25 protein-coding genes are annotated in these 26,796 nt (G+C 71.3%); 16 read left to right on the top strand and 9 right to left on the bottom strand.

Annotated elements, in window-relative coordinates; genetic code table 11:
* Positions 1 to 230: 230 nt before the first annotated feature.
* Both KZ813_RS01635 and KZ813_RS01630 read right to left on the bottom strand, forming a co-directional pair.
* Positions 231 to 650, bottom strand: coding sequence for a flagellar biosynthesis protein FlgB (locus KZ813_RS01635; protein WP_219753224.1), 420 nt, complete (start codon positions 648 to 650; stop codon positions 231 to 233).
* Positions 647 to 3,592 (bottom strand): NHL repeat-containing protein, encoded by a 2,946-nt coding sequence (locus KZ813_RS01630; protein WP_219753223.1) that lies wholly within the window; start codon positions 3,590 to 3,592, stop codon positions 647 to 649. The genes KZ813_RS01635 and KZ813_RS01630 overlap by 4 nt, the downstream gene beginning before the upstream one ends.
* On the opposite strand from KZ813_RS01630, the gene KZ813_RS01625 reads away from it, so the two are divergent.
* From KZ813_RS01625 to KZ813_RS01590, 8 genes are all read left to right on the top strand, one after another.
* Complete coding sequence (locus KZ813_RS01625) at positions 3,591 to 4,625, top strand: flagellar motor switch protein FliG (protein ID WP_219753222.1); 1,035 nt, start codon at positions 3,591 to 3,593, stop codon at positions 4,623 to 4,625. The genes KZ813_RS01630 and KZ813_RS01625 overlap by 2 nt on opposite strands.
* Positions 4,626 to 4,646: 21 nt before the next feature.
* Positions 4,647 to 5,360 (top strand): FliH/SctL family protein, encoded by a 714-nt coding sequence (locus KZ813_RS01620; RefSeq protein ID WP_219753221.1) that lies wholly within the window; start codon positions 4,647 to 4,649, stop codon positions 5,358 to 5,360.
* A 129-nt stretch (positions 5,361 to 5,489) separates the two neighbouring features.
* Complete coding sequence (gene fliF, locus KZ813_RS01615; RefSeq protein ID WP_258046347.1) at positions 5,490 to 7,043, top strand: flagellar basal-body MS-ring/collar protein FliF; 1,554 nt, start codon at positions 5,490 to 5,492, stop codon at positions 7,041 to 7,043.
* 10 nt (positions 7,044 to 7,053) lie between these two features.
* Positions 7,054 to 7,386, top strand: a complete 333-nt coding sequence (gene fliN / locus KZ813_RS01610; protein WP_219753219.1) for a flagellar motor switch protein FliN — start codon at positions 7,054 to 7,056, stop codon at positions 7,384 to 7,386.
* Positions 7,386 to 7,817 carry a helix-turn-helix domain-containing protein gene (locus KZ813_RS01605; protein WP_219753218.1) on the top strand — a complete coding sequence of 144 codons (432 nt, stop codon included), beginning with the start codon at positions 7,386 to 7,388 and terminating at the stop codon, positions 7,815 to 7,817. Before fliN ends, KZ813_RS01605 begins: the two co-directional genes overlap by 1 nt.
* Positions 7,814 to 9,922, top strand: a complete 2,109-nt coding sequence (flhA, locus tag KZ813_RS01600) for a flagellar biosynthesis protein FlhA (RefSeq protein WP_219753217.1) — start codon at positions 7,814 to 7,816, stop codon at positions 9,920 to 9,922. Before KZ813_RS01605 ends, flhA begins: the two co-directional genes overlap by 4 nt.
* A gap of 52 nt (positions 9,923 to 9,974) precedes the next feature.
* Positions 9,975 to 11,480 carry a flagellar hook-length control protein FliK gene (locus tag KZ813_RS20320; protein ID WP_219753216.1) on the top strand — a complete coding sequence of 502 codons (1,506 nt, stop codon included), beginning with the start codon at positions 9,975 to 9,977 and terminating at the stop codon, positions 11,478 to 11,480.
* Between the two features lie 12 nt (positions 11,481 to 11,492).
* The gene (locus tag KZ813_RS01590; protein WP_219753215.1) at positions 11,493 to 12,263 is read left to right on the top strand and encodes a flagellar hook assembly protein FlgD; all 771 of its coding nucleotides are present in this window, start codon (positions 11,493 to 11,495) and stop codon (positions 12,261 to 12,263) included.
* Positions 12,264 to 12,956: 693 nt separating this feature from the next.
* On the opposite strand, the gene KZ813_RS01585 is transcribed toward KZ813_RS01590, so the two are convergent.
* Complete coding sequence (locus tag KZ813_RS01585) at positions 12,957 to 13,133, bottom strand: hypothetical protein (protein WP_219753214.1); 177 nt, start codon at positions 13,131 to 13,133, stop codon at positions 12,957 to 12,959.
* A 189-nt stretch (positions 13,134 to 13,322) separates the two neighbouring features.
* Between KZ813_RS01585 and KZ813_RS01580 the strand changes: the two genes are divergently transcribed.
* Positions 13,323 to 13,514 carry a hypothetical protein gene (locus KZ813_RS01580; protein WP_183931466.1) on the top strand — a complete coding sequence of 64 codons (192 nt, stop codon included), beginning with the start codon at positions 13,323 to 13,325 and terminating at the stop codon, positions 13,512 to 13,514.
* Between the two features lie 93 nt (positions 13,515 to 13,607).
* Here the strand turns inward: KZ813_RS01580 and KZ813_RS01575 are convergent, their stop codons facing one another.
* From KZ813_RS01575 to KZ813_RS01565, 3 genes are all read right to left on the bottom strand, one after another.
* The gene (locus KZ813_RS01575; protein ID WP_219753213.1) at positions 13,608 to 14,063 is read right to left on the bottom strand and encodes a hypothetical protein; all 456 of its coding nucleotides are present in this window, start codon (positions 14,061 to 14,063) and stop codon (positions 13,608 to 13,610) included.
* Between the two features lie 5 nt (positions 14,064 to 14,068).
* Positions 14,069 to 15,472: an NAD(P)H-dependent flavin oxidoreductase gene (locus KZ813_RS01570; protein ID WP_219753212.1), complete on the bottom strand. Its 1,404-nt coding sequence runs from the start codon at positions 15,470 to 15,472 to the stop codon at positions 14,069 to 14,071.
* Between the two features lie 74 nt (positions 15,473 to 15,546).
* Positions 15,547 to 16,680 (bottom strand): glycosyltransferase, encoded by a 1,134-nt coding sequence (locus KZ813_RS01565; protein WP_219753211.1) that lies wholly within the window; start codon positions 16,678 to 16,680, stop codon positions 15,547 to 15,549.
* A gap of 132 nt (positions 16,681 to 16,812) precedes the next feature.
* Here KZ813_RS01565 and KZ813_RS01560 point away from each other — a divergent pair, with 132 nt between their 5' ends.
* On the top strand, positions 16,813 to 17,055 hold the full coding sequence (locus KZ813_RS01560; protein WP_219753210.1) for a hypothetical protein: 243 nt from the start codon (positions 16,813 to 16,815) through the stop codon (positions 17,053 to 17,055).
* A 46-nt stretch (positions 17,056 to 17,101) separates the two neighbouring features.
* Here the strand turns inward: KZ813_RS01560 and KZ813_RS01555 are convergent, their stop codons facing one another.
* From KZ813_RS01555 to KZ813_RS01545, 3 genes are read right to left on the bottom strand one after another with little or no spacing between them, the layout of a single operon-like run.
* Complete coding sequence (locus KZ813_RS01555) at positions 17,102 to 18,235, bottom strand: glycoside hydrolase family 130 protein (RefSeq protein ID WP_219753209.1); 1,134 nt, start codon at positions 18,233 to 18,235, stop codon at positions 17,102 to 17,104.
* 5 nt (positions 18,236 to 18,240) lie between these two features.
* Positions 18,241 to 18,996 (bottom strand): SDR family oxidoreductase, encoded by a 756-nt coding sequence (locus tag KZ813_RS01550; protein ID WP_219753208.1) that lies wholly within the window; start codon positions 18,994 to 18,996, stop codon positions 18,241 to 18,243.
* Positions 18,997 to 19,035: 39 nt separating this feature from the next.
* The gene (locus KZ813_RS01545) at positions 19,036 to 19,911 is read right to left on the bottom strand and encodes an alpha/beta fold hydrolase (RefSeq protein ID WP_219753207.1); all 876 of its coding nucleotides are present in this window, start codon (positions 19,909 to 19,911) and stop codon (positions 19,036 to 19,038) included.
* Positions 19,912 to 19,948: 37 nt separating this feature from the next.
* Here KZ813_RS01545 and KZ813_RS01540 point away from each other — a divergent pair, with 37 nt between their 5' ends.
* The 6 genes from KZ813_RS01540 (at position 19,949) to astA (ending at position 26,795) form a co-directional block, all read left to right on the top strand.
* On the top strand, positions 19,949 to 21,307 hold the full coding sequence (locus tag KZ813_RS01540) for a protein adenylyltransferase SelO family protein (RefSeq protein ID WP_219753206.1): 1,359 nt from the start codon (positions 19,949 to 19,951) through the stop codon (positions 21,305 to 21,307).
* 262 nt (positions 21,308 to 21,569) lie between these two features.
* On the top strand, positions 21,570 to 22,979 hold the full coding sequence (gene astD / locus KZ813_RS01535; RefSeq protein ID WP_219753205.1) for a succinylglutamate-semialdehyde dehydrogenase: 1,410 nt from the start codon (positions 21,570 to 21,572) through the stop codon (positions 22,977 to 22,979).
* Positions 22,980 to 23,046: 67 nt separating this feature from the next.
* On the top strand, positions 23,047 to 23,988 hold the full coding sequence (locus KZ813_RS01530; protein ID WP_219753204.1) for a DUF808 domain-containing protein: 942 nt from the start codon (positions 23,047 to 23,049) through the stop codon (positions 23,986 to 23,988).
* 58 nt (positions 23,989 to 24,046) lie between these two features.
* Positions 24,047 to 24,535 (top strand): RNA pyrophosphohydrolase, encoded by a 489-nt coding sequence (locus KZ813_RS01525; RefSeq protein ID WP_219753203.1) that lies wholly within the window; start codon positions 24,047 to 24,049, stop codon positions 24,533 to 24,535.
* Positions 24,536 to 24,579: 44 nt separating this feature from the next.
* Positions 24,580 to 25,782 carry a hydrolase gene (locus KZ813_RS01520; RefSeq protein WP_219753202.1) on the top strand — a complete coding sequence of 401 codons (1,203 nt, stop codon included), beginning with the start codon at positions 24,580 to 24,582 and terminating at the stop codon, positions 25,780 to 25,782.
* Complete coding sequence (gene astA / locus KZ813_RS01515) at positions 25,779 to 26,795, top strand: arginine N-succinyltransferase (RefSeq protein ID WP_219753201.1); 1,017 nt, start codon at positions 25,779 to 25,781, stop codon at positions 26,793 to 26,795. Before KZ813_RS01520 ends, astA begins: the two co-directional genes overlap by 4 nt.
* Position 26,796 lies beyond the last annotated feature (1 nt).

The following is a 26,796-nucleotide window of genomic DNA, read 5'->3' as shown; positions in this document are numbered from 1 at the left end:
CGCGGCTGATGGCGCCGATCATGCGCCGACGGCGCGCGCTGGCTCGCGTCACCCGGCCTCCATCCGCTATCTCGCGCCGCTCCGCCATCCTGCGCTTATAGAGTGACGCCGCGATCGCAGAGTAGCTGAACCCTCGCGACGATCGATCGCGCGGACCGGATCACCCGCCCCAACGGTCTTACTCCACGGCCCTCCGCCCTCGCATGCGCCTTGGATCAGTATAGCCGCGATCAATGTCCGATGGCCTCGTTCAACAGCGCCAACTGCTTGCGGTAGATGCTCGTCAAAGCGGCGTAATCGGCCTGGACCTGCCCGAGCTTGAGCAACTGGTCCTCGAGCGAGACGTTGTTGCCGTCGGGCTTGGTCTCGCTCACTTCCTCGTCCCGCGTGATGCGTGTGTCTCGCGGCGGCGTCGCGCCCAGCGCCAGCATGCGTGCCGAGGCAGCGATGGCGGGATGGCTCACCCGCACCGCGCGTGAGCCTTCCAGCTGCTCTGCCAACAGCGCGCTGAAATCCGGGGCAGCGATCTCCTGCGCCTGATAATGCGGTGTATCGTTGTTCGCGACATTGCCCGCGATCACGCGCTGCCGTGCGGCCAGGTGGTGCAGCGACCGGGTGATCGCCTCGATCAGCGGCGGTGTCGCGCTCACAGCAGTGACCCTGTCGGCCGTGCGCTCGATACAGCGGAGAGCCGCGCCAGCGCATCCTTGTAACTGGCCAGCTTGGCCCGATCGGCCGCGCTGCCGCCGCCACCGCCCGCCGGACGACCGTCGGCGATCTGTGCTTTGCCAGCATTCCAGAACAGCGAGCCATAGGCCCGTTTCAGTTCACCCGCCGCGCTGGCCAGCTGCTGCGCGGCCTGAGCCGCACTTTCCTTGGAGACGATCGCGAGCTCATCGGCGAGGTTGAGACCGTACCTGCCGCCTGGCCGGATCTTGACGTCGCGGCTGCTGACCGGAGTCGAGACGGTGCCCGCGGTGAAGCCGAGCATGGCGAGCGCGTCGCCCTTCTCCGCCGTTGTCACGCCGTGCAACAAGGTCACCTTGTGGCCTGGAAGCGCGCTGATCTTGAGCGACGTTCTGTCCTGCTCACCCCTGACCAGCGAGATCATCGCCGCCTTGCCGACCACTTTCTTCAACTTGTCGCGCAGGCTGGCGAGCGTGTCGTCCGCCGTGATCGCGATCGTTCTGATGACGCCATCGTCCAGCTGGAGCCGAAAGGTATCCCCCGAGATGGCGCCGAGACCCGCGATCCCCATCCCAGAGGGTACCGGTCTGATCCCCGTCTGATCGACGATCTTAGCGCTCTCGCGCGGCGCCAACTCGCCACTGCTCAGTCCGAGGAGACCGAGATGATTGCGCCCCCCGTGCACAACACTCACCTCGACGCCGCCGGTGACATCTCCCTGCGCGCCGAACTGACTGACCGCGCCGACTGTGCCGTCACTCGTCGACACTCTGGCGACGAAGCCATCCACGACGCCGCCACGCGCGCCGCTCAGCGAGCCATAGGTTCGACCGCCGACGTAGACCTGGCCATCGGAGAAGGCCAGACTGTCGGCGACCTCGTCGCTCGACCCGCCGATGTAGGACGTGCGCGCGCCGGACAGATCGTCCGAGACGATCGTCACGAAGGCGTCGCGTGCGCCGGCGCGCGCGTTCGCCTGGTCGCCCGCGACCGCCGAGCTCGTCGCGCCGGCGACACCGATCCGCCCGTCACTGGCCACAGCCAGCGCGGTCGCCTGCACGCCCGTCCCGAGCGAGCGATGCCCCATCTCGCCCGAGAGATCGGATCGGTAACGCCGAAGGCTGGACCCACCATTGTCCCCGGTCAGCGCCAATACCGACCCGGCGGCGTCGATCGCGACCGATCTCACCTCGTCGACGTCGGCGACGCGGACCCGCTGCGTCACCGCGCCGCTCGCGTCGACACGTACCATCAGGCCGGCGCGCGCGCCCGAGCGGTCTACCGTACTCCCGGCAACGACGATATTCCCGTCGGCGTCGGCGACGACCCCTCGTGCGAGGTCAGACCCGATATTCTGTATCGTAGCCCGGGTCAGCTGTTCCCCGGACGAGTCGAAACGCGCTACGAGCAGATCGGCGTCGTGACCGATCGCGCCCGGCGCCGACGCTTTCTCCGCTACCGTCCCGGCGACACTGACGTTGCCCTTCCGGTCGACCGAGATCGCAGCCCCCTCGACATGGCTGGTCGTGGCCAGCGCACGGCGCCAGAGCACATGCCCGCCGCTGTCGACCTTGGTCAGGAACAGCGCGCTGTTCCCGTCCGACCGGACCGCGCCGTAATCGCCCCTGGCGGTGCCGACGAGATAGCTGTTGCCATCCGCGTCACTCGCGCTCGCGTGCACGGTCAGCCCCGCGTTCACGGTGGGATCCGGCCGGACGTGATCCTTGTTCTGCGACTTACGCGCACTCTCCTTGGCATCGATGTCGGCCGCCTTGCGGGCGGTGGCGGCGCGGTCGACCGACACGTCGTTACCGACGGTGCGGGACGCCGCGAGATCCGTGACGGGATCGTTGACTCGCCGCAACTGCACCGCGTCCGCCTCGCTTTTGCCATGGCGCGCGACGGCCACCATCAGCGCGTCTCCCGCGCCCTCCTCCCCGATCGAGGCGAACTCGCCCGCCGCCAGCGAATAGCCGATGGCGTAATGCCCCTTGCTGACCTCGCGCACCTCGAAGCGGGTCGACCAACGCGAGCGCGCCGAGCCATCCCCGTTGCGCATGATCGTGCCGTCCGGCAACCGGTCGGTCACCGCGGCGATCGCGGCATTGATGGAGCCCACGACGCTCTTCAGCGTCGGCGGCTGCGGCCCGGTGCTCAGATCCACCCTGATGGTGTCGCGCGCGCTTCCTCGCGCCCCGATATGGACCTCCAGCACCTCACGACCTGACAGGCCGGTCAGCGCCGCGTCGGGGGCGCTCGCCACCGCGTCACCTCTCCCGGACACGGTGTAACTGGGCAGGTTGAGCGCGAACGACTGAACGCTGGCACTCGCCTTGCCGTAGTAGAGCGTCAGCTTGTCGGTTCCCGCATTCTCGACGAAGGACCGCAACTGTCCCAGGCCGAGCTCGAACCTTCGCTGGAGCTGCTCGCGATCGAGCGTCGAGATGCCGGCCTTCGCGGCGGCCTGCGCGAGTACCTGCAGGCGGTCGACGGCGCGATAGGCGATGAAGGTGGCGCGTAGGTCGGGATCGGCCGGGAGCTTGTCGGCGCTACTGACCGCGGTGATCGATTTCATCGATCGGATGGCACTCAGCTGCGCGGGATCGGCTGCCTTATAGTCCTTGCTCTCCCAGGGCGCGGCGGCCTTGACCGTGGTGAACGCTTTCTTCGCGGCGCGCGCCTTCGAGCCCTCGATCGCGGGCATGTCGCCGCCATCGTCCTGATACGGGTTGATCGCGCTGCCCGAGCCACTGCTGCCCGAGCCACTGCTAAGGATGCTTAGCGCGATCATGCTGCTCGACAAATTCATGACGTCCTCGCGTTCGCTCGACTTGCTACTCCTATAAATAGGCGAGACGCGCGTCCGCTGGGCGCCGGCCACCGTCTTTTTGGAGACCTGCCGCATGACCGCCACCGCCCAGCTCGCCGAGCCCGCGAGCGTGAGCCGCTACACCGGCCCGCAGCGCGCCGCGGCGCTGATGCTGGCCCTCGGTCAGGAGCACGGCGGGCCGATCTGGGAGCAGCTGACGACCGACGAGATCAAGGAGCTGTCGGGTGAGATCGCGCAGCTCGGCCGCGTGCCCGCCAGCGTGATCGAGCATCTGCTCCGGGTCTTCCTCGCCGAGGTCTCGGGCATGGCGACGATGCACGGTTCGTTCGAGAGCGTCGAGCGGCTGCTGCGCGGCGTGCTGCCGTCGGATCAGCTCAACGAGATCATGGAGGACATTCGCGGACCCGCCGGGCGTACGATGTGGGACAAGCTGTCCAACGTCAGCGAGACGGTGCTCGCCTCCTATCTCAAGAACGAATATCCGCAGACGGTCGCGGTGATCCTGCACAAGCTGCGCCCCGACCACGCCGCGCGCGTCCTCGGGGCACTGCCCCCCGAGTTCGCCACCGACGTGGTGATGCGCATGCTGCGCATGGAGAACGTGCAGAAGGACGTGATCCAGCAGGTCGAGCAGACGCTGCGCGGCGAGTTCATGTCGAACCTGGCGCGGGCGCAGCGGCGCGACCCCCATGAGGCGATGGCGGAGGTGTTCAACGCGCTCGACCGCAGCACGGAGGAGCGCCTGCTGTCCGAGCTGGACGCGCGCGCGCCGGAGTCGGCCGAGCGGATCCGCGAGCTGATGTTCACCTTCGAGGACCTCGCACGGCTGCTGCCCGAGGCGGTCCAGGTGCTGGTGCGCGAGAGCAACAAGCGCGACCTCGCGCTCGCGCTCAAGGCCGCGCCCGAGGCGACGCGCGAGGTGTTCTACGCCGCGCTGAGCCTGCGCGCCGCCAAGATGCTGCAGGAGGACATCCTGGCGATGGGTCCGGTGCGCGCGCGCGACTGCGAGAAGGCGCAGGCCAATCTCGTCCGCCTCGCCAAGTCGCTCGCCGACCGCGGCGAGATCGTGCTGTTCGACGCCAAGAGCGACGACACGGTGATCTACTGATCGGTTGCCGGGGACATCGCCATGAACATCCAGCCGTTCGACTTCGGCCCGCGCTTCGACACCATCGTCGCCCCACCCTCGCTCGACGCGCTGCTGGAGCGCGTCGGCGCGCTCGAGACCGAGCTGGACGCGCAGGCGACGGCCCATGCGACCGAACTCACCGAGGCGCGCGAGGCCGCGCTCGACCGGGGGCGCGACGAGGGCCGCGCCGAGGTGTCGGCGGCGCTGCGGGCGGCGTTGGACGCGCTTCGCCACCAGCTCGAGACCATCGAGCACCGGATCGACGAGCGGGTCGCCGACCTCACCCGCGACGCGGCCGAGCTCGCGCTCGCGGCGGCGGATCTCCTCGCGGGCGAGGTCGCGGTGACCTGGCCGCTCGCGGCGGTGACGACGGCGGTCGAGCGCGTGCTCCGCGACACCGAGCGCGCCACCGCGCTGGCGATCCGGGTCAATCCCTCGCTCGCGCCCGCGCTCGACCTGTGGCTGGCGGAACGCCCGCGCGCGCTGACCCGCGGTATTCACGTCGAGATCGTGCCCGACGACGAGGTGACACCGGGCGACGGCATGGTCGACTGGCGGCGCGGCGGGCTGGCGATCGACGCGGCCGCGCGTCGCGCGGCGCTGAGCGCCGAGCTGGCGCCGGCGCTCGCCACCATCGCGCCGACCGCGCGCGACGACCGCGCCGCGGCGGATCCGGCCAAAGAAGACGACGCGCGCGATCCGGCGCTCGGCTGACCGCCTATAATGCGGACGACCTCTCCCGCGGGCGAGGTGACACAGATCCTCCGTTCCCAGCCATGAGGCTCGCCTGCCCCGATGAAAGAGCTACGTTCTCTGATCGCGCAACTCGGTTCGCGACGCATGATGCTGATGGGCGCGGTCGCCGCGGCGCTGCTGGTCACGCTGGCGGTGCTCGCGGTGCGCGGGTCGCACGGCCCGATGGGCTTCCTCTACACCGACCTGGACCCCAGCGCGGCGGCCGCGATCTCCGACAAGCTCAAGGCACAGAACGTCCCCTTCGAACTCTCCTCGGACGGGCGCGCGATCCTGGCGCCGGTGGACCGACTGCCCGACCTGCGCATGTCGCTGGCGTCGGAGCGACTGGGCGGCAAGATCGGCTATGAGGTGCTCGACACCGAGGAACCGTTCGGCGTGTCCTCGTCGCGCGCCCGCATCAACGAGACCCGCGCGATCGAGGGCGAACTCGCCAAGTCGATCCAGAGCCTGGACCATGTCAGCGCGGCGCGGGTGCACCTCGTGATGCCCGAGCGCGAGCTGTTCTCGACCCAGGAGCGCAAGGCGAGCGCGGCGGTGACGTTGCGCACCGCCGGTCGCCTCCCGGGCGAGGCGGTGCAGTCGATCCGCTACCTGGTGGCCTCGTCGGTGCCCGAACTCGCGCCCGCTTCCGTGTCGGTGATCGACCAGACCGGCGCGCTGCTCGCGCGCGCGGGCGAGGAGGGCAGCGGCGCGGGCGGCGATCTCGACGGCCAGCAGCAGGCGCTGGAGAGCCGTCTGCGCGGTCAGGTCGAGTCGCTGCTCGAGCCGATCGTCGGCCATGGCAAGGTGCGCGCCGAGGTGGCGGCGACGCTCGACCGCGACCAGAAGCGCGAGGAGGCGGAGCGCTACGATCCCGACACGCAGGTGGTGCAGCGCCAGGTCACGGTGGAGACCAACGACCAGAGCAACGCGGTGACCGCAGGCGCGGAGGGCGCCACCGTCTCGGCGCAGCTGCCCGACAGCCAGGCACCGATCAACGGCAGCGGCGCCGAGACGCAGCGTGCCGCCAAGGCGGAGAATTCCGAGGACACCACCTATCAGAACAGCCGGACGCAGACGGTGAGCGTCAGCGCGCCGGGCAGGATCGAGCGGCTCTCGGTGGCGGTGATGGTCGACGGCAGTGCCAAGGGCATGAACGCCGGCCAGGTCCAGCGACTGACGCGGCTGGTCGAGAATGCGGTGGGCTATGATGCCGGCCGCGGCGACAGCGTGGTGGTCGAGAACATGGCCTTCGCGGCCGACGGGCTAGACGACGGCACCGGCGACGGTCGCACGCTCGGACTGACCGGCGCCGAGTGGTTGGACATAGCCAAGTGGCTGATCATCGGTGCGGCGCTGCTCGGTGGCGCGTGGCTGCTGCGGCGCCAGCTGCGCCCGGCGCCCGAGCGCGACGTGGCGATCCTGCCGCCGCAGCCGGTCACCGCCGCACAGCCGGCGCTCACCGGCGAGGCGTCGGCCACGCCGCAGCTCGAGGGGCCGGAGGGCGAGGCGTCGAGTGAGCTCGCGCTGCTCGATCAGGAGATCGCGCTGGCGCAGGTCGACGGCAAGGTTCGCCTGTCGGCGCTGCAGCGGATCGGCGCGGCGATCGCCGCCAGCCCGGCAGAGTCGGCCGCGGTGGTGCGGCAGTGGATGAACGCGTGAGGAAGTGACGATGGACAGCACGATGGAACAGCCCGCCGCCGGCGCCGAGACCGCGCCGCCCCCGCCCCCCGCCCCCGCCGCGATCGACACGCCGCCCAACGCCGACAGCCTGCAGGCCGTGATGAACGTGCCCGTGAAGCTGCGCGCGGTGCTCGGCCGCTCGCGCATGGAGCTGCACCGGCTGCTGCGGCTCCGCCCCGGCGACGTGCTCCCGCTCGACCGCCGCGCCGGCGAGCCGGTCGACCTGTTCGTCAACAACCGGCTCGTCGCGCGCGGCGAGGTCGTCCTGGTCGACAACGCGCTCGGCGTGACGCTGACCGAGATCGTCCGACAGGACGGCTGATGCGTGACGGGGGCGACGATGACGACGAGTTGTTCCTGCTGGGCGGACGGCGGGCGGTGCTGCGGCTGGCGCGCTCGCTGGCGCGCGCGCAGCACGCGAGCTACGCGCTGCGGCGGGTCGACGGCGCGCTGCTGGCGCAGATCGCGCGCCATTCGCCGCTGCTGATCGCGCTGCGCCCGGCGCCGGACGAGGCCGAGGGCGGCGCGGCCGCCGCGGGCGAGATCCTGCCGCTGGTCGGCCGCCGCCTCGCCGAGGTCGAGCGCGAGCTGCTGCTCGGCACGCTCGGCTTCTGCCAGGGCAACCGCACCTATGCCGCGCAGATGCTCGGCATCTCCGTGCGCACCATGCGCAACAAGCTGCGCGCGCTGATCGACGAGGGTGTTGCCGTGACTCCTCCCGCCCTCTCGCCCGCGCAGCGGGCCTGCCTGTGAACCGGCTGCGTCAGCTGCTCGGCGGCATCGCCGAGACCCGCGACCTGGGCCTCGCGCTCGGCGTCGCCGCGATCATCGCCATGCTGGTGCTGCCGATGCCGGCGTGGCTGCTCGACTTCGGGCTCGCCACGTCGATCACGGTGTCGGTGCTGATCCTGATGACCGCGCTGTTCATCGAGAACCCGCTGCAGCTCTCGAGCTTCCCCACGATCCTGCTGATCGTGACGATGCTGCGGCTCGGGCTCAATCTCGCCTCGACCCGCCTGATCCTGGGCCATGGCCACGAGGGGCATCGCGCCGCGGGCGGTGTGATCGGGGCGTTCGGCGAGTTCCTGATGGGCGGCGAGACGATCATCGGCCTCACCATCTTCCTGATCCTCATCGTCATCAACTTCGTCGTCATCACCAAGGGCGCGGGGCGCATCGCCGAGGTCGGCGCGCGCTTCAGCCTCGACGCGATGCCCGGCAAGCAGATGGCGATCGACGCCGACCTCTCCGCCGGCATGATCACCGAGGAGCAGGCGCGCGCCAAGCGCGCCGAGCTGGAGGCGGAGAGCGGCTTCTACGGCGCGATGGACGGCGCCTCCAAGTTCGTGAAGGGCGACGCGATCGCCAGCGTCGTCATCACCGGGATCAACATCCTGGTGGGGCTGACGATCGGCGTCGTGCTGCACGGCCTGCCGTTCGGCGAGGCGTTCCGCACCTACACGATCCTCACCGCGGGCGAGGGGCTGGTCAGCCAGATCCCCGCGCTGATCGTCTCCACCGCGGCGGGCCTGCTCGTGTCCAAGGGTGGCGCGCGCGGTAAGACCGGGATGGCGCTGAGCGAGCAGCTCGGCCGCTATCCGCAGGCGTTCGCGATCGTGGCCGCGCTGCTCGCCGCGCTCGCGATCGCGCCGGGCCTGCCCTTCGTGCCCTTCGCGCTGCTCGCGGCCGGCTGCGGCTGGCTGAGCTGGTCGCTCGGCCAGGTCGCCGCGCGTCGCCGCGCCGACGAACTCGCGGTCTCGATCATCGAGGCGGAGAAAAGCGCGGCCGAGGCCGCCGAGCCGATCGCCGAGACACTCGCGATCGACGCGGTGCGGATCGAACTGGGCTACGCGCTGCTGCCGCTGATCAACGATTCGAACAGCGAGCCGCGCCTCGACGACCAGGTCCGCGCGCTGCGGCGCCAGCTCGCCGCCGACTATGGCTTCGTGCTGCCCGCGGTCCGCATCCTCGACAATATGACGCTGCCGCCGCACCAATATCTCGTCTTCGTGCGCGGCACGGAGGCGGCGCGCGGCGAGATCCGGATCGACAAGCTGCTGGTGATCAATCCCGGCGGCGCGCCGCTCGGCCTCGCCGGTGAGTCGGCGCGCGAGCCGGTGTTCGGCCTGCCGGCGCTGTGGATCGACCGCGGCCTGCGCGACGAGGCGGCGCTCCGCGGCCTCACCACGGTGACCTGCGGCACGGTGGTGACGACCCATCTCACCGAGGTGGTGAAGGCGAATCTGCCCGACCTGCTCACCTATACCGAGACGCAGAAACTGCTGACCGAGGTGCACCGCGACGTCGAGAAGCTGGTCGCCGAGATCATCCCGTCGAAGATCACCGTATCCGCGGTGCAGCGGGTGCTGCAGACCTTGCTGGCAGAGGAGATCTCGATCCGCGACATACCGACGATCCTCGAGGGGATCGCGGAGGCGGTGAGCTTCACCCAATCGATCCGCTTCATCGCCGAGCACGTGCGCGCGCGACTGGCGCGCCAGATCTCGGCGCAGCACGCACGCGACGGTGCGATCCCGGTCCTGCTGCTCGGTGCGGAATGGGACGAGGTCTTCTCCGAGGCGATCGTCGGCCAGGGCGACGAGCGCCAACTGGCGCTGGCGCCCGACCTGGTACAGCGTTTCATCGGCTCGGTCGGGCGCGCGCTCGATCGCTGGGCCGAGCGCGGCGAGATACCGTGCCTGCTCACCAGCCCGGCGCTGCGCCCCTTCGTCCGCTCGGTGATCGAGCGCGCGCGCCCCGCCACGGTGGTGTTGTCGCAGGGCGAGATCCACCCGCGCGCGCGCGTGCGGGCGCTGGGAACGCTCGACGAGGATTCCGCCACCGCCGCCGCGGCGTGAGCGGGCGGCGTCCTATGATGGGTTCACCTCTAGCTTTGATCGTGGAGTCAGCGTGCCGGTGATCGACGTCCATTCCGCCACGGCCGCTGGCCAGTTCCCGCCCTCGCGTGCCTCGAGCGACGATGACGGCCATGGTTCCGGCCCGTTCGGTCAGTTGCTCGCGGACGAGCTTTCCGGGGACGAAGCTCCCGCGGCGCGCGCGGCGCTGGCGTCGCGCGACCTAAGGTCGGTCGACGGGGGCGCGAGCGTCGTCGATGCCCGCGAGGCCGCATCCCGCCTCACCACGCAGCGCGAGCTGGACGCCCCTTCCACCGCGGGCTTCTCGGCGCCCAGCGACCCGGGCACGGCGGTCGCGGCGAGGATCGACGCCGACGCCGACGCCACCGCAGCGGCCGCGTCCGCGCCGCCCCACGCGACCGCCGCCTCACCCGACGCGACGATCCGATCGCGCATCGCCCCTGTCGCCGCGGTGATCGGCCTGGGCAGCGGTCCGGTGCTCGGCGCCGCCGTCACGGACGGCACCACGCTGGTGGCCGACGATGATCGCGCCGCGATCGCGAGCGACGTCGATCGCGGCGCCCCGCGCGCCGGACCGGGGGATGCGGCGGAGACCGATCCGGCGCCTCTCACCGACGACACGTCTTCCACGAACCCCGACGTCACCGGGTCAGCCGCCCTGGCAGCGATGACGCCGATCGTCACCATATCGCAGGCCGAGAGAGCCGATGGACTCACGCGGGCCGGAGCGGGCGGCACGGAGAGCGGTTCACTCGCCGGGCCGCTAAGGCCCAAGGCGCATGCCGGTCGGCCGGGCACCGCCCGGGTCGAACCGTCGCCGTTAGACGCGGCCGACACGACGGACGGCGTCGAGCAGGGTGAGAAGACGCACGTCGCCGCCGCGGGGGCGACCATGCCACACGGCGTGGGCACGCATCACGCCGGTCTGGCGCTGTCCTCCACCGCGGCCACGGCGTTCGCCACACCGGTGCCGACGGGCGCCGTCGTACCCTCGGCCTCCGCGGCCGCGTCGTCGCTCGCGCGCGCTGGTGGGAGCGAGGCCGACGCCGCCGCGCTGCACCATCTCGAACGGCTCTACGCGCCGCATGAGGCCGCGTCCGGCGCCATGAGCGCGTTCGCGCGCCTCGGCACGATCGGACAGGATACGGGCGTGGCGCTCGCGCGCGGCGTCGCCGACGGGCGGGACCATGTCGCGCTGCGGCTCGATCCGCCCGATCTCGGCCGGATCGACGTCCAGCTGAGCTTCGGTCCCGACGGCGGGCTGCGGGCGATCGTGGCGAGCGACAATCGCGCCGCGCTCGACCTGCTGCGCCGCGACCTCGATCAGCTGCATCGCGCCCTAGCCGACGCGGGCGTGCGCGCGGACTCGCAGTCCTTCCACTTCTCGGAGCGGCAGTCCGGCAGCGGCCAGCGATGGGACGCGCCGGTAGCGCGCGATCAGCGCCACGCCGCTCACGCCGAACCCGCTTCCGACCACCCTAGCGCCGGGTCTCCACCGCGACGACTGCGCGCGAGCGGCCTGATCGACGTCTTCGCCTGAGGAGTTGCCACCATGACCGCCCCGATCAGCACGTCCGACACCGGCCTCGTCGCCGAGAGAAGCGCCGCCCAGAAAGCGGCGGCGCAGAAGACGGCGACTCAGAAGGCGGCGGCCGATCGCGCCGCCCCCGAGAGTGGCGGCGACGCCGCGGCCGGCGAGAACAAGCCGGTGATCAGCGCCGACTTCAACATGTTCCTGAAACTGCTCACGTCGCAGATACAGAACCAGAATCCGCTCAGCCCGATGGACACGACGCAGTTCACCAGCCAGCTGGTGCAGTTCGCACAGACCGAGCAGTCGATCCAGCAGAGCGGCACTCTCAAGACGATCCTTGCCAAGCTGACCTCGCAGGAGCTGGCGCAGGCGTCCTCCTATATCGGCCGCGAGGCTCGTTTCGACACGACCGTCGCCGGATTGAGCGCGGACAAGCCCGCCACCTGGTCGTATCAGTATAGCCAGGTGCCGGCGACCATGATGGCGGAGATCAAGGACGCCAAGGGCTTCGTCGTCAAGACGATGGCGCCGAGCCCGGCGAGCAAGGGCCGGATCGACTGGGACGGCACCAGCGCGCTCGGCGGCAGAGCGCCCGAGGGCAATTACACGCTGTCGCTCGTCGCCAAGGACGTCAACGGCGCGACGATAAACGGCGCGGTCGCCGCGGCGGGAACGATCACGTCGGCGATGATGCTCGACGGCCGCGCGATCGTCACGGTCAACGGCGCCAATTACCCGCTCGACGCGCTGCTCTCGATCGATAGCGCGCGCGCCGCCGCCGGGGTGTGAAGCGGTCATCAGCCGTACGCGCGGCGACGGGCGAACGGCCTCAGCTGGTCAAGGAGCGGGTGTCGACAGGACGGACGCCCGGTGTCGGTGACGCCGGCCGAGGGAGGTGCTCGTCCCTGCGGCGGAGGAAGTTCGCGCGGCGGGGAGAGGTTCGCGCCGCAGGGCGCCTATCCCTGCGGCACCCGCGGCGGCATGGGCTGGCGGATCTGCGGCAGTCCGGGACGTCGCCGTTCCGGGACCCACGAAGCGCGGGGTCCTGGGCGAAGCTCACGGCCCCGCACTCGATCCGCGACGAACGCCCTGATCGGCCGCGGCAGACGCGACCGATCGACAAGCCAGTGTCGCACGACCGCGCTCGGCATGAGCTCGCTCCGCCGTCACTGGCACGTCGGCGCATCACATCGGCGCCGCTCCCAGCGTGCGGGATAGAGCCGGCGCGGACAGGCGGTCCGATCTGCCCCACGGTCGGAACCTCGATCACGGAACGCGCGTCCGAGCCGCACGAGGTCCGGTCGTGCGTTCGCCTCGACGGGTCTTCAGCCGGCGATCAGCCCGTCATACGCTCACCTCGATGGTCGCCGCGGCGACGGGACGCACGCCGCGCGGCCGCGTCATCGCGCTGCATCGAGCGGCGGAGGGGCGTGAGCGATCCCCCGCCCACGATCTCGCGACCGGGCGAGGATCGGTCCTGGCTCAGTCGTGGCCCCGCCCCACCCTGCCTAGGACCAGGGCGGCGAGTAGCCGGCCGGTGTAGCGCAGGCAGAGTTCCTGGTGGATGGCTGCCGCCGCGTCGCTGCTGGCGGCGATGGCGCGAACCGCCTCGGCGCGCGCTCGGGCGGCGTGATAATCGGCGTCGTGGTCGTGGTACATGCGCGATCTCCTCGCGCCTCCCCTCGTCGCCGCGCTTGTCGTCCGCATGTCGGCGATGTTGCGCGCGCGTCATCATTGTCGCGAGGCCGAGTGATTGTCGCGGCGGGTGCGTGACGAAAGGTTGCGTGACGGAACCCATCGCGCCGCGCGTCATTGGAGCGGGCATTCCACAGCACAGGAAGTCGATCCATGCGTAAGATTCTCCTCTCCACCCTGCTAGTCGCCGGCGCGGTGAGCATGTCGGCCTGCTCGACGCTGCGCGGCGCAGCGATCGGCGGCGCGGGTGGCGCCGGTGTCGCGGCGGCGACGGGCAAGAGCGTCGAGAAGGGCGCGGCGGTCGGTGGCGTCGGCGGCGCGGTCGTCGGCACCGTGGTAGACTGAGTCCCCGGCGATCGGTGAGGGTGGGAGCCCGGTGAGGAGCGCTCGTCCATAGGACGGCCGGGCTGCTACCCGCCGCCTCGCCCTCACCCTTCGCTATACGGAGCCGGAGCGCGTCGCGCTTGCCCCGAGCAAGTCTGCCCGCGCGAGATCCTTGTCGCGGCCGAACAGCGCGAACAACGCGGCCAGTTCCTCCCGCTCGGGCACGTACACGCCGGCGAGCGCCTGCCGCGTGACCGGTCGCACTGCCCTCCAATGCCTCTCATCGTGCACCTCGAGTCCGGCCATCAGCTCGATCGGGAGCGTCGCACCCTGCAACCGCGCGAACGGCGACGAGCGGAAGCGCTCACCCGGCGCACCGATCACGATCGCGCCGCGCCACGCTGCCAACACGGCGGTCGCATCATGCGCGCTGAGCAGCACGTCGACGTCGGCGACCGACGTCACTGCCCCGTGAAGCCACGCCGCGGCGCTGCCGATCACCCACCACGGGTCACGCGCGCCGTCCAGCGCCGCCGCCACCCTGCCCAGCGCGGCGGCGAGCGGCGACACCGCGCTCAGTCGCCGGTCAGGATGCGATCGACCAACTGCTGGACCGTCGGCACGAAGCCGTTCGAGTAGAAGGGATCGCGCTTGAAATTGAACGCGGCGTGCCCGGCGAACATGAGGTTCTGGTCGGTGTCGCCGCCGTGCGCGATCTCCTGCAGGGTCTTCTGGATGCAGAAGCTGCGCGGGTCGGCGAGCCGCCCGGTCGAGTTGGTCTCGGTGTCGGCCCAGCTCGAGAACAGGCACTGGCTGAGACAGCCCATGCAATCGGCCTGGTCCTTGCGGATCTCGGCCTTCTCGCCGGGCGAGACGAAGACCAGCGTGTTGTCGGGGGTCTTCAGCGCGTCGGTGAAGCCCTCGCCGAACCACTGGCGCGCGCGCAGCAGGTCGTTGCGCGTGACCCAGAAGTTCTTGCCCTTCACACCGACGTCGAGCTGGAAGACATGGTCACCCGCCTCCTGCGTCGAGAAGGCGATCTGGCGTTCCGAGCGGGCCTCGAGCGAGCGCAGGAACGGGTTGCGCACCGCCGACGAGTAGAAGCCGGTCGGGGAGAAACGGTGGAGCAGCACCTCACCCTCCTCGATCTCCATCAGCTTCGTCTTCCAGGCCTCGGGGATCGGGCTCTCCCGCGTGAGCAGCGGGCGCGTGCCGTACTGGAAGGCGATCGTGCCGAGCTCGGGATTGTCGATCCAGTGCTCCCAGTCGCGCAGGTACCAGACGCCGCCCGCCATCACGATCGGCGTGGTATCGGGAATGCCCCCCTCGCGCATCGTCTCGCGCAGTGCCTTCACGCGCGGATAGGGGTCCTCGGGCCGGAGCGGGTCCTCGGCGTTGGACAGGCCGTTGTGCCCGCCGGCGAGCCACGGATCCTCGTAGACCACCGCCGCGAGCCACTCGCTCGCCTTGGAATAAGCGCGCTTCCACAGCGCGCGGAAAGCACGGCCCGAGCTCACGATCGGCAGGTAGCTGACGTTGTACGAGGCGGCGATCTCGCTCAGCTTATAGGGCATGCCCGCGCCGCAGGTGACGCCCGCGACCAGCCCGCGCGTGCGCTCTAGCACGCCGTGGAGCACGCGCGGCGCGCCGCCCATCTCCCACAGCACGTTGATGTTGATCGCGCCCTTGCCGCCCGCGATCTCCCACGCGCGCTGCACCTGCTGCACCGCGCCCTCGATGGCGTAGGCGATCAGTTCCTCGTGGCGCTCGCGCCGGGTCAGCGCGCGGTAGATCTGCGGGATGATCTTGCCGTCGGGATCGTAGCTGTCGGCGTTGACCGCGGAGACCGTGCCGATCCCGCCGGCCGCGGCCCAGGCCCCGGCCGAGGCGTGGTTGGTCGCGGCGACGCCCTTGCCACCTTCCACCAGCGGCCACACCTCATGGCCTCCATAGACGATCGGCTTCAGCCCCTTGAACACGCTCTTCCCACTTCCATCACTGACGTAGCGCGCCCGTATAAAGCAATCGGGCCGCAGCGCGACAAAATTGCGACTCAATCGAGACCGGCCGGGTCACCCGCGGCGGCGGCGTAGAGCGCGGCGTAGCGCGCGATCATGTCCGCCTCGTCGAACTCGGCGCGCGCCTTGCCGCGGTTGGCGGCACCGACGCGCGCCCGCAGCGCCGGGTCGGCGAGGTCCTGGATCGCGTCGCGCAGCCGCACCTCGCCGTGATGCTCGGTGACATAGGGCAGGTTCTCGGGCGAGACCATCTCGGCGACGTCGCCGACGGGCGGGCTCACCACCGGTAGCCCCGCCGCCATCGCCTCGATCACCGGGGTAGGCATCTGCTCGCTCGTCGACGATAAGGCGAGCAGGTCGAACAGCCCCATGTAGCGGTACGGCCGCTCGACCGAGCCGGTGAGCACGACACGATCGTCGATCCCCATCGCCAGCGCGGCACGCTCGATCGCGGCGCGCTCGGGCCCCTCGCCGACGATCACGAGGCGAAAGCGCGTCGCCAGGCCGCCGACCGCGCGAACGAGCGCGGGCAGGTCCTTGTGCGGGAGCAGCGCCCCGACCGCGCCGATCGTCAGCTCGCGCTCGTTCCGAACGAAGCCGGGCAGCGCGCGCGGTTCCGGGCGCTCGGCGTACAGCGCGGTGGCGACGCCGTTGCCGATGCGGTGGACCCGTGCGCGCGGCTGCTTCCACGTCTCCAGCGCGATCCGCTCGAGCGCGCGGCTGGGCACCACCAGCGCGTGCGCGGCGGAGAGCGCCAGGCGACGGTAGATCGTACGGTCGCGGCGTAGGCCGCCCGCCTCGACGTCGACGAAGCCGTCCTCGTGGTGGATCACGGGGGGCAGCCCGCGCGCGAACACGCGGCGCGCCATCACCGCGTCGATCGCGGCCCAGTCGTAGGTGAGGACGAGATCGTGTCCGCGCATCAGCTTGGCCAGGGCCTCGTAGCGCGCCAGCGAGGGCTTGCCCGCGAGCGGTGCCGCCTCCTGCGCGATCTCGTAACGGACCCCCTTGCCGACGCGCTGTCGCGCCGCGAGCCGAGTGGCGTCGGCGACGATCAGCCGATGCCGCGCGCGATCGCCGAACGCGGTCATCAGCCGCGCCACGCGCGCGCCGCGCGCGTCGAGGTCGAAGCTCGGCAGGACGTGGAGGAGCGAGAGCGGCTGTGGCATGGCGGCCACATAGCGCCGAGAAAGCATGCGCGCACCACGTTGTCGGTGATTTGCACGCAACTCTCGTGCTTAAAGCAAATTGCGAGTGGTGCGGCCCGTGCCGTCGCTCGCAGGACCAAGGGAGTTCTCTACATGCTGAAGTCGATCATCGCCGGCGCCTCCGCGCTCGCGCTCACCGCCACCCCGGCCCTCGCCGCCGCCAACCCCGCCGCCTCGCTGTCGGTCGCCAAGTCGGCGCGCGCCTCGGCCACCGCCAAGGGCAAGAGCGAGCTCGCCGCGCCCGGCGCGATCGTCGGTCTGGTGCTGGCCGCCGCGGTCGTGGTCGCGGGCGTGATCATCGCGGTCGACGACGGCGACAACTCGGACAGCAACTGAGCCGTCCGCCGGCACCGCCGCGGCGCGGTGCCGGCCACGCGGCCGGTCAGCCGATCGCGCGCTTGGGGACGTGCGTGATCCGGCACGCCAGGTCCGCCTCCCCGCTCGCGACGACCCAATGCTCACCGCCGTCCGCCAGGCCGGTGGTGAAGACGACATCGTCGAGGTACATCTGCTCCTTGAGCGGCTCGGTCAGTGCCGGCGCCGGCTCCAGCAGCGCGGCGTCGCTGGTGGCGAGCGCGCGCGACGGGTCGTCACGGTCGAGCAAGGTCCAATAGGTGCGATAGATCCCCACGACGCCCGATGGCTCGACGCCGTGCCATAAGGTCAGCCAGCCCTCCTGCCCGTTCACCCTCGTCAGCACCGGGGGCGCGCCGCCGCCCATGCGCGCGGTCGCCATCGTCTTGGCGTGCGGTCGGATGCCGGGCGAGTCCAGCGGCTTCCAGTGGAGCGCGTCGGGTGAGGTGGCGAGGTTGATCGACGGTCCCGCGCGCCACTCGCTCTCGGGCGGGTAGGCAAAATACAGGTCGCCGAGCGGCCGCGTCTGCGCCCAGAAGGCGTCGCGCACCTTGCCCTCGAAGATCAGCATGTCCTTGTTCTGATGGTCGAGCACGATCCCCTCGAGCTGCCAGTCGAGCGCGTCGTCGCTGGTGTACAATGTGGTGCAGTGCCGCTCGGGGCTGACCGAGCAGGTCGTCATGTAATAGCGCCCGTCGACGCGGCTGATCCGCGCGTCCTCCACGCCATAGCATTGATAGGCGGCACGCGGCGCGATCGCGCGATCGTAATGGACCGCCTCGACGCGCGTGCCGCTCGGGTCGAGCTCGACCGGCAGCAGCCACGACAGCGAGGTGAGCGCCATCACCTTCCACCCGCCGCCGCGCATCATGAACTTGCGCGGGTCCGAGGTATCCACCAGCGAGAGCGGCCAGGCGTCGAGCACGTAGCGGCCGGCGTCGCAGCGGATCGCGTGGATCTGCTGGTCGCGCATCGGGTGGCGCAGCGCCTCGGCGACGCGGACCATCAGCAACAGGTTACCGCTGGGCAGCCGGGTCATACCGGGATTGAAGGCGCCGAGCACATAGGTCTCGGCGTCGAGCTGGCCCGCCAAGGGCGAGCGCGACAGGTCGACGTCGTCGGGCGTGAACACCAGCGCGTCATGCGGGAAATCAGCCGCCATGCCGGTCAGTCCCCGTCCTGGACGCGCGGGCTGATCGTCAGCCGCTGGATCACCGCGCGGCGCGGCTGGGTGAGAAGGTAGTGGACGCCGACGGCGATGTCCTCGGCGCGCAGCATCTTCTCCTCGCCGATCATCGCGCGCTGCTTCTCCGGCGGGATGTCGGGCAGCTGCATGTCCGAGCCGGTCAGGCCCGGCTCGACCAGTGCCACGCGCACGCCCCTCGGCCCGAGCTCGCGCCGGAGCGCGATCGAGAAGCCCTGCAGCCCGCTCTTGATCCCGGCGTAGACGGTGGAGTGCGGCCCCAGCACATAGGCGCTGGTCGAGCCGATCATCACCACGTCGCCCTCGCGCAGGTCGCGCGCGGCGCGCTGGGTCAGCAGCAGATAGTGGGTGAAGTTGAGCGCGATGGCGTGGAGCAGCTCGGCCTCGTCCATCTCGGTGACCCCGCTCGCGGCCTCGGCGGCGTTGGCGACCACCACGTCATAGCCGCCGAGCGCCGCGCTGGCGGCGTCCACCGCGGCGCCGACCTGCTCGGGGCGGCTGAGATCGAACAGCCCGCCCTCGCCCGCGCCGACCTCGCGCACCCGCGCCAGCGCGTCGTCGAGATGCGCCTGGTCGGTGCCGACCAGATAGACCTTCGCGCCCTCGGCGGCGAGCAGCACCGCGACCGCGCGCCCGATCCCAGTGGTGCCGCCGGTGACGATCGCGCGCCGACCCGCGAGCGTGGTCTGCGCGCTGTGCGCGTCACTGGTCTCGGTCATGCTGGTCCTCTCGCTCCCCCGACCGAGCGAGACGATCCGCTAGCGCGCGGGTTCCGCGGTCGCGGCGAGCAGCCGGTCGATCGCGGGCAGCAGCGCGAGCTCGTCGAGCAGCGGCGCGTGGCCGACGCCCGGCACCGTCACCAGCTCGGTGCGCGGCAGCGCCTCGGCCATGCGCCGCGCGGTGGCGTCGCTCAGGATGTCGCTGCGCTCGCCGCGTGCCACCACCACCGGCACGCCGCCGAGCGCGGCATGAGCGCGCCACAGGTCGGGCCCCGCCTCGCCGCCGGGCAGGCGGAACGGCTCGGCCACCTTGAGGTCATAGTCGAGCACGATCCGCCCGGCGCTGTTGAGCCGGTAGAGCCGCTTGGCCATCGCCAGCCACTGCTCGATCCGCCAGCCCGGATAGGCGTCGGCATTGGTCTCCTGTAGCCCGCGCGCGGCGTGGAGCCAGGTGGGATAGACGCTGGGCTTGCCGACATAGCCGCGAATCCGCGCCAGGCCGCCGGGCTCGATCGCGGGGCCGATATCGTTGAGCAGCGCGCCCGCGATCCGCCCCGGCAGCATGCCCGCGAGCAGCATCGTGACGATCCCGCCGAGCGAGGTGCCGATCGCGACCACGCGGTCCAGCTGCTGGTCGGCGAGCAGCGCGACCACGTCCTGCGCGTAGGTCAGCGGGACATAGGTCATCGGGTCCTTGGCATAGCCGCTCTCGCCGCGGCCGCGGAACTCGACCGCGAGCACGCGCCGCCGCCCGTCCAGCGCGGCGACCAGCGGCTCGAAGTCGCGGACGTTGCGGGTCAGGCCGGGCAGGCACAGCAGCGGCGGGGCGGTGTCGCCCTCGGGGCCGGGATAGTCGCGCGCGTGCAGCCGCAGCCCGTCGGCGGACCACCAGTAGACGTCGCGAAATCCCGCCATGCTTGCTTCCCCGCTCGAGCGCCCCCCATATCCACGCATGCCCTTCGACCCGCAAGCATATCGCCCCGAGCGCCGGATCCTGTCGCTCGGCGAGCCCTTCTACGACCCCGTCCGTGCCGCCGACTTCCCCGAGACCCGGCCCCGGTTCCGCAACGATCGCGTAGCGGCCGAGATCGGGTTGGAGCGGCTCGACGACGCCGAGTGGGTCGCGCATCTCGGCCGCTTCGTGCCGCTGCCGGGCAGCCTGGAGGAGCCGCTGGCGCTGCGGTATCACGGACACCAGTTCCGTTCGTACAACCCCGACCTCGGCGACGGCCGCGGCTTCACCTTCGCGCAGCTGCGCGACCGCGCGGGGCGGCTGCTCGACCTCGGCACCAAGGGGTCGGGGCAGACGCCGTGGAGCCGCTTCGGCGACGGTCGGCTCACGCTCAAGGGCGGGGTGCGCGAGGTGCTGGCGAGCGAGATGCTCGAGGCGCTCGGCGTGCCCACCTCGCGCAGTCTCTCGCTGATCGAGACGGGCGAGGCGCTGGAACGCAACGACGAGCCCTCGCCGACGCGCGCCGCGGTGCTGGTGCGGCTGAGCCACGGCCATATCCGCATCGGCACCTTTCAGCGGCTGGCGTACCACCGCGAGGAGGAGGCGATGCGGCGGCTGGTGCGCTACGTGCTCGCGGAGCTGTACGGCGAGGAGGGCGAGGACCCGGTTCGGCTGCTCGAGCTGGTGGTGGCGCGTACCGCGGTGCTGGCGGCACGCTATATGGCGGCGGGCTTCGTCCACGGCGTGCTCAACTCGGACAACATCAACGTCACCGGCGATAGCTTCGATTATGGTCCGTGGCGGTTCGCGCCGACCTGGGACCCGGGGTTCACCGCGGCCTATTTCGACCATGCCGGGCTGTACGCCTTCGGCCGCCAGCCCGAGGCGATCCTGTGGGACGCGATGCAGCTCGCCTCGTCGCTGCGGCTGATCGCGGAGAGCGACCCCCTGGTCGCGGCGCTCGACCGCTTCGCCGAGGCGTACCAGCCGGCGGTGGCGGAGGCGCTGCTGTGGCGGATGGGGCGGGTCACGCGGCATGACGAGAGCGACCGCGCGCTGGTGCAGGAGGTGGAGCGCGCGCTGCGGGCGAGCGGGGCCGGGCTCGATCGCTTCTTCTTCGACGTCTTCGCGCAGGACCTGCCGCCGAGCTACGGCGCCGAGTGGGACGCGGTCCGCGCCGCGCTGGCGGACCACGCGCCGCGCAGGACGCGCGACCACGCTTATTGGCAGGGCGAGCCGTGCGCGATGCTGATCGACGAGGTCGAGGCGATCTGGGCACCGATCGCCGAGCGCGACGACTGGACCGCGTTCGAGGCGAAACTGACGGCAATCCGGCAGATGGCTGAGGCGCTGGCGTGAAGGCCCCATGCACCGCGCTTCGTCGGGCTGGGCTCCCGCGTGCGCAGAAGCACAACGGAGTTGGGTGATCCTACCCCCGCTTCTAGCGTCATCCTGAAGCTGTTCCAGGATCCACTGGCCCGCGCGATCGAAGGGCTCGGCTCCTGCGGCGCCGTAGATCCTGAAACGACTTCAGGATGACGCCGGTAGGAGTGAAAGACCGAACGCCCCCTTTCCCCCGCACCCGATTGGCAACCTACCCAAAGTACGCGAAGAGGACGGCATGGCAGAACACATCTCGTACGAGCCCGCCACCGGCGCCGAGCTCTGGCGCGGCCCGACGAGCGACGTCGATCGGGAGGTCGCCGCGGCGCGCGACGGCTTCGTGCCCTGGGCGGCACGCTCGCTGTCCTTCCGCGTCGAGACGCTGCGCCGCTTCGCCAACGTGGTGCGTCAGCGCGCCGACGCCTTCACCGAGGTGATCGCGCGCGAGACCGGCAAGCCCTTGTGGGAGGCGCGCACCGAGGTCGACACTGTCGTCGCCAAGGTCGACATCTCGGTCACCGCCTATGCCGAGCGCACCGCGCAGCGGCGGATGGACGCGCCGATGAACAGCCGCATGGCGCTACGCCACAAGCCGCACGGCGTGCTCGCGGTACTGGGGCCGTACAATTTCCCGGCGCACCTGCCCAACGGCCATATCGTCCCGGCGCTAATCGCGGGCAACGCGGTGGTGTTCAAGCCGTCGGAGAAGACCCCCGCGACCGGGCTGTTCCTGGTCGAGTGTCTCCACGCCGCGGGCGTGCCCGAGGAGACGGTGCGCGTCGTCGTCGGCGGGCCGGCGGAGGGCCGCGCGCTCGCCGCTCACCCCGACATCGACGGGCTGCTGTTCACCGGCTCGGCGCGTACCGGCATCGCGCTCAACCGCGCCTTCGCCGAGAAGCCCGAGAAGATCCTCGCGCTCGAGATGGGCGGCAACAACCCGATCCTGGTTTGGGACACGCCCGACCTCCACACCGCCGCGGTACTGGTGGCGCAATCGGCCTTCACCACCGCGGGGCAGCGCTGCACCGCCGCGCGGCGGCTGATCGTGCAGGACACGCTGGCCGACGCGCTGCTGGGCGAGCTGACCAAGCTGACCAACCGGCTGATCGTCGGCGCGCCGCACGACGAGCCCCAGCCCTTCATGGGGCCGGTGATCGACAATGAGACCGCGGACGGGCTGAGCGAGAGCTTCCTCGCGCTGATGATGAAGGGCGGCCGCCCGGTCCGCCACATGGCGCGCCCCGACCCCGCGCGACCGTTCCTCACCCCCGGCATCATCGACGTCACCGACGTCGCCGAGCGCCCCGACATGGAGCTGTTCGGCCCGCTGCTCCAGGTCGTGCGCGTCGACGATTTCGACGCCGCGATCGCCGAGGCCAACGCCACCCGCTACGGCCTCTCCGCGTCGCTGATCAGCCAGACGCCCGCGCTGTTCGATCGCTTCTGGGCGGGCGCGCGCGCGGGGATCGTCAACTGGAACCGGCCCACCAACGGTGCCTCCTCCTCGGCACCGTTCGGTGGCATCGGCTGGTCGGGCAACCATCGGCCGAGCGCCTATTATGCCGCCGACTATTGCGCCTATCCGGTGGTGTCGAACGAGGCCGAGGCGGCGCGCGCCTCGATCGGCATTGGCCTGGCCGACGGCTGAGCACCCGCCACCCCTCGACAGCCCCGGGCGCGCCGGGCATCAGCGCGCACGAACAGGGAGATAGACGATGCCCAGCGGATTGGTCGCGCTGCTCGACGACGTCGCGGGTCTGACCCGCCTCGCCGCCGCCTCGCTCGACGACGTCGGCGCCGCGGCGGCCAAGGCGGGGACCAAGGCGGCGGGGGTGGTGATCGACGACACCGCGGTGACGCCGCGCTACGTCACCGGCCTGTCGCCGCAGCGCGAGCTGCCGATCATCGGCAAGATCGCGCTGGGCTCGCTGCGCAACAAGATCGTCTTCCTGCTGCCGATCGCGATCGGGCTGAGCGCCTGGGCGCCGTGGGCGATCACCCCGTTGCTGATGCTGGGAGGCGGCTATCTCTGCTTCGAGGGTGCCGAGAAGGTCATCGAGGCGCTCTCGGGCCAGCACCGCGACGACGGTGCCGACGCCGCGACCGACCCGGCCGAGCTCGAGCGCCAGAAGGTCTCGGGCGCGATCCGCACCGACTTCATCCTCTCCGCCGAGATCATGGCGATCGCGCTCGGTGAGGTGTCCGACACGCCGCTGCTGACCCAGGCCATCACGCTGGCGCTGGTGGCGGTGGCGATCACCGCGGGCGTGTACGGCGTGGTGGCGCTGATCGTGAAGGCCGACGACGTCGGGCTGCACCTCGCCAAGAGCGCGTCGTCGCCGCTGCGCGCGATCGGGCGCGGGCTGGTCAAGGGCGTGCCGGTGCTGATGCGCTGGCTCGCGGTGATCGGCACCGCGGCGATGCTGTGGGTCGGCGGGGGCATCCTGCTGCACGGCGCGGAGACGCTGGGATGGCGCGCGCCGCAGCACCTCGTCCACCATCTCGCCGAGCGCGTCGAGCACGGCGTGCCGGCGCTGGGCGCGGTGCTCGGCTGGCTGCTCACCGCGACGCTGTCGGGCGTGGTCGGGCTGGCGGTGGGCGGCGCGATCGCGGGGCTGCTCCACCTCTTCCATCGCGGGGACGGCGCGGCGCATTGAACCGCGCGTCGGCGACCGTCGCTTCACCCCGACCCGTCACCGCGCTAAGGCACGCGCCATGACCGATCCCACCGATCTCCCCTATCGTCCCTGCGCGGGCGTCATGCTGCTCAACCGCGACGGCCACGTCTTCGTCGGGCAGCGGATCGATAACGTGTTGGAAGCGTGGCAGATGCCCCAGGGCGGTATCGACCCGGGCGAGGAGGCACGCGCCGCCGCCACGCGCGAGCTCTGGGAGGAGACCGGCGTCACCGCGGACAAGGTGACGCTGATCGCCGAGGCGCCGGAGGAACTCTACTACGACCTGCCGCCCGAGATGATCGGCAAGGTGTGGAAGGGCAAGTATCGCGGCCAGCGCCAGCGCTGGTTCCTGTTCCGCTTCGACGGCAACGACTCGGATATCCGCATCGACACGCCCCACCCCGAGTTCCGCGCCTGGCGCTGGGCCGAGCCGGCCGACCTGCCCTCGCTGATCGTGCCATTCAAGCGGCAGCTTTACAGCGACGTGCTCCAGGTCTTCGCCGCGCACCTCGACCTGCCCGCCTGACGCCCGACTGGCAACGCGCCGCCGACCCCGCTAGGCTGTCCGTCATGGGGGAACTCACGAGAGGGGAACGGGGCGCGGTCGAGCGGCTCGACGCGGCGCGGATGCTCGCGCGGGTCGAGCGCTGGGCCGCGATCAACAGCGGCACGCGCAACCTCGCGGGTTGCGCCGCGATGGCGGGCGAGCTCGCCGACGCCTTCGCCGCGCTGCCCGGCGAGCTCGCGCTGATCGAGCCGGGCGCGGCGGAGAGCGTCGGTGCCGACGGCGACGTCGCCGCGCTGGCGCACGGCCGCCACCTGCGTTTGACGGTGCGGCCCGAGGCGTCGCCGCGGCTGCTGCTCACCGGCCACCTCGACACGGTCTATCCCGCCGACCACCCGTTCCAGGCGCTGGTGTGGCGCGAGCCGGGCGTGCTCAACGGCCCCGGCGTCGCCGACATGAAGGGCGGCCTCGCGCTGATGCTCGAGGCGCTGCTCGCGGTCGAGGCTGAGGGCGCGACCTTCGGGTATGACGTCGTGATCAACTCGGACGAGGAGACCGGCTCCTTCTCCTCCGCCGCGCTGCTCGTGGAGGCAGCGCGCGGCAAGGTCGCGGCGCTCACCTATGAGCCCGCGCTGCCCGACGGCACGCTGGCGGGCGCGCGCGGCGGCACGGGCAATTTCTCGATCGTGGTGCGCGGGCGCGCCGCACATGCCGGGCGCAACCCCGCCGACGGGCGCAACGCCGTGGTGGCCGCGAGCGCGCTGGCGCTGCGGCTCCACGCCGAGCGCTCGCCGACGCTCGCGGTGAACCCGGCGCGGATCGACGGCGGCGGCCCCAGCAACGTCGTCCCCGATCTCGCGGTGCTGCGCGTCAACTTCCGTCCCGCCGACGCGGGCGAGATCGCGCGGGCCCGTGCCCTGGTCGAGCAGGCCGCGGCCGAGGTGGCGGCGGTGCATGAGGTGAGCGTGACCGTCCACGGCGGCTTCAATCGGCCGCCCAAGCCGATCGACGAGGGCGCGGCGCGGCTGTTCGCGCTGGTCCGCGCGAGCGGCGCCGACCTCGGCCAGGCGATCGCTTGGCGCGACACCGGCGGCGTGTGCGACGGCAACAACATCGCGGCCTGCGGCGTGCCCGTGGTCGACACGATGGGCGCGCGCGGCGGCGCGATCCACTCGGCGGAGGAATATCTGATCGTCGACAGCCTGGCGGAACGCGCGGCCCTCTCCGCGGTGACGATGCTGCGGATCGCGGCGGGAGCGCTGGCATGAGCTTCGTCATCCGCGCCGCGCGGGAGGGCGACCTGCCGCACCTGTACGAGATGGCGAAGCTGACCGGCGGCGGCTTCACCAACCTGCCGCCCGACCGCACCGCGCTCGGTGCCAAGCTGAGCCGCTGCGCCGAGGCGTTCGGCCGCGACGACGCCACGTTGCGCGACGAGCTGTTCGTCCTGATGCTCGAGAACAGCGCCACCGGCGAGGTGCGCGGCACCTGCCAGCTGATCACGCATGTGGGGCAGAAACACCCCTTCTACAGCTATCGCATCGGCACGCTGACCCAGCACAGCCGCGAGCTGGAGCGCACCTTCCGCGCCGAGATGCTGACGCTCACCACCGACCTGGAGGGCGCCAGCGAGGTGGGCGGGCTGTTCCTCCACCCCGGCGAGCGCGCCGGCGGGCTGGGGCTGCTGCTCGCGCGCAGCCGCTATCTCTTCATCCGCGCACACCGCCAACGCTTCGCCGAGCGGACCCTGGCCGAGCTGCGCGGCGTGATCGACGAGGCCGGCGGCTCGCCCTTCTGGGACGGACTGGCGGGGCGCTTCTTCGGCATGAGCTTCCAGCAGGCGGACGAGTTCAACGCGATCAACGGCCACCAGTTCATCGCCGACCTGATGCCCAAACACCCGATCTACACCGCGATGCTGACCGACGGCGCGCGCGCCGCGATCGGCCTGCCGCATCCCTCGGGGCGCGCGGCGATGCGGATGCTCGAGCATGAGGGCTTCGCCTTCGAGAATTACGTCGACATCTTCGACGGTGGCCCGACCATGACCGCACGCACCGACCATATCCGCACCGTGCGCGACGCGCGCGACGCGGCGCTGGTCGAGGTGGCGGACGGCGGCGGTGTCGAGGCGCTGGTCGCTACCGGGCGGCTGGGCGCGTTCCGCTGCGCCTATGGCGCGGTGCGCGAGGTCGACGGCGGGGTGACGCTCGACCGGGCCTGCGCCGCGGGGCTGGGGCTCGAGCCGGGCGCGACGGTGAGCTGGATCGCGCGGGTATGAC

The sequence above is a fragment of the Sphingomonas folli genome (assembly GCF_019429525.1).
GTDB classification, from domain to species: domain Bacteria; phylum Pseudomonadota; class Alphaproteobacteria; order Sphingomonadales; family Sphingomonadaceae; genus Sphingomonas; species Sphingomonas folii.
Note: the sequence above shows the minus strand (reverse complement) of the source record. Positions and strands in the feature narration are given on the sequence as shown.

Bases quoted from the DNA above. Each gene is read 5' to 3' on its own strand.
- fliN (WP_219753219.1), top strand. From the start codon at position 7,054: ATGGACAGCACGATGGAACAGCCCGCCGCCGGCGCCGAGACCGCGCCG.
- KZ813_RS01620 (WP_219753221.1), top strand. From the start codon at position 4,647: ATGAACATCCAGCCGTTCGACTTCGGCCCGCGCTTCGACACCATCGTC.
- KZ813_RS01560 (WP_219753210.1), top strand. From the start codon at position 16,813: ATGCTGAAGTCGATCATCGCCGGCGCCTCCGCGCTCGCGCTCACCGCC.
- KZ813_RS01555 (WP_219753209.1), bottom strand. From the start codon at position 18,235: ATGGCGGCTGATTTCCCGCATGACGCGCTGGTGTTCACGCCCGACGAC.
- fliF (WP_258046347.1), top strand. From the start codon at position 5,490: ATGCTGATGGGCGCGGTCGCCGCGGCGCTGCTGGTCACGCTGGCGGTG.
- KZ813_RS01525 (WP_219753203.1), top strand. From the start codon at position 24,047: ATGACCGATCCCACCGATCTCCCCTATCGTCCCTGCGCGGGCGTCATG.
- KZ813_RS01580 (WP_183931466.1), top strand. From the start codon at position 13,323: ATGCGTAAGATTCTCCTCTCCACCCTGCTAGTCGCCGGCGCGGTGAGC.
- KZ813_RS01585 (WP_219753214.1), bottom strand. From the start codon at position 13,133: ATGTACCACGACCACGACGCCGATTATCACGCCGCCCGAGCGCGCGCC.
- KZ813_RS01520 (WP_219753202.1), top strand. From the start codon at position 24,580: ATGGGGGAACTCACGAGAGGGGAACGGGGCGCGGTCGAGCGGCTCGAC.
- KZ813_RS01605 (WP_219753218.1), top strand. From the start codon at position 7,386: ATGCGTGACGGGGGCGACGATGACGACGAGTTGTTCCTGCTGGGCGGA.
- astA (WP_219753201.1), top strand. From the start codon at position 25,779: ATGAGCTTCGTCATCCGCGCCGCGCGGGAGGGCGACCTGCCGCACCTG.
- KZ813_RS01530 (WP_219753204.1), top strand. From the start codon at position 23,047: ATGCCCAGCGGATTGGTCGCGCTGCTCGACGACGTCGCGGGTCTGACC.
- KZ813_RS01630 (WP_219753223.1), bottom strand. From the start codon at position 3,592: ATGCGGCAGGTCTCCAAAAAGACGGTGGCCGGCGCCCAGCGGACGCGC.
- KZ813_RS01565 (WP_219753211.1), bottom strand. From the start codon at position 16,680: ATGCCACAGCCGCTCTCGCTCCTCCACGTCCTGCCGAGCTTCGACCTC.
- KZ813_RS01550 (WP_219753208.1), bottom strand. From the start codon at position 18,996: ATGACCGAGACCAGTGACGCGCACAGCGCGCAGACCACGCTCGCGGGT.
- KZ813_RS01540 (WP_219753206.1), top strand. From the start codon at position 19,949: ATGCCCTTCGACCCGCAAGCATATCGCCCCGAGCGCCGGATCCTGTCG.
- KZ813_RS01545 (WP_219753207.1), bottom strand. From the start codon at position 19,911: ATGGCGGGATTTCGCGACGTCTACTGGTGGTCCGCCGACGGGCTGCGG.
- KZ813_RS01590 (WP_219753215.1), top strand. From the start codon at position 11,493: ATGACCGCCCCGATCAGCACGTCCGACACCGGCCTCGTCGCCGAGAGA.
- astD (WP_219753205.1), top strand. From the start codon at position 21,570: ATGGCAGAACACATCTCGTACGAGCCCGCCACCGGCGCCGAGCTCTGG.
- KZ813_RS01625 (WP_219753222.1), top strand. From the start codon at position 3,591: ATGACCGCCACCGCCCAGCTCGCCGAGCCCGCGAGCGTGAGCCGCTAC.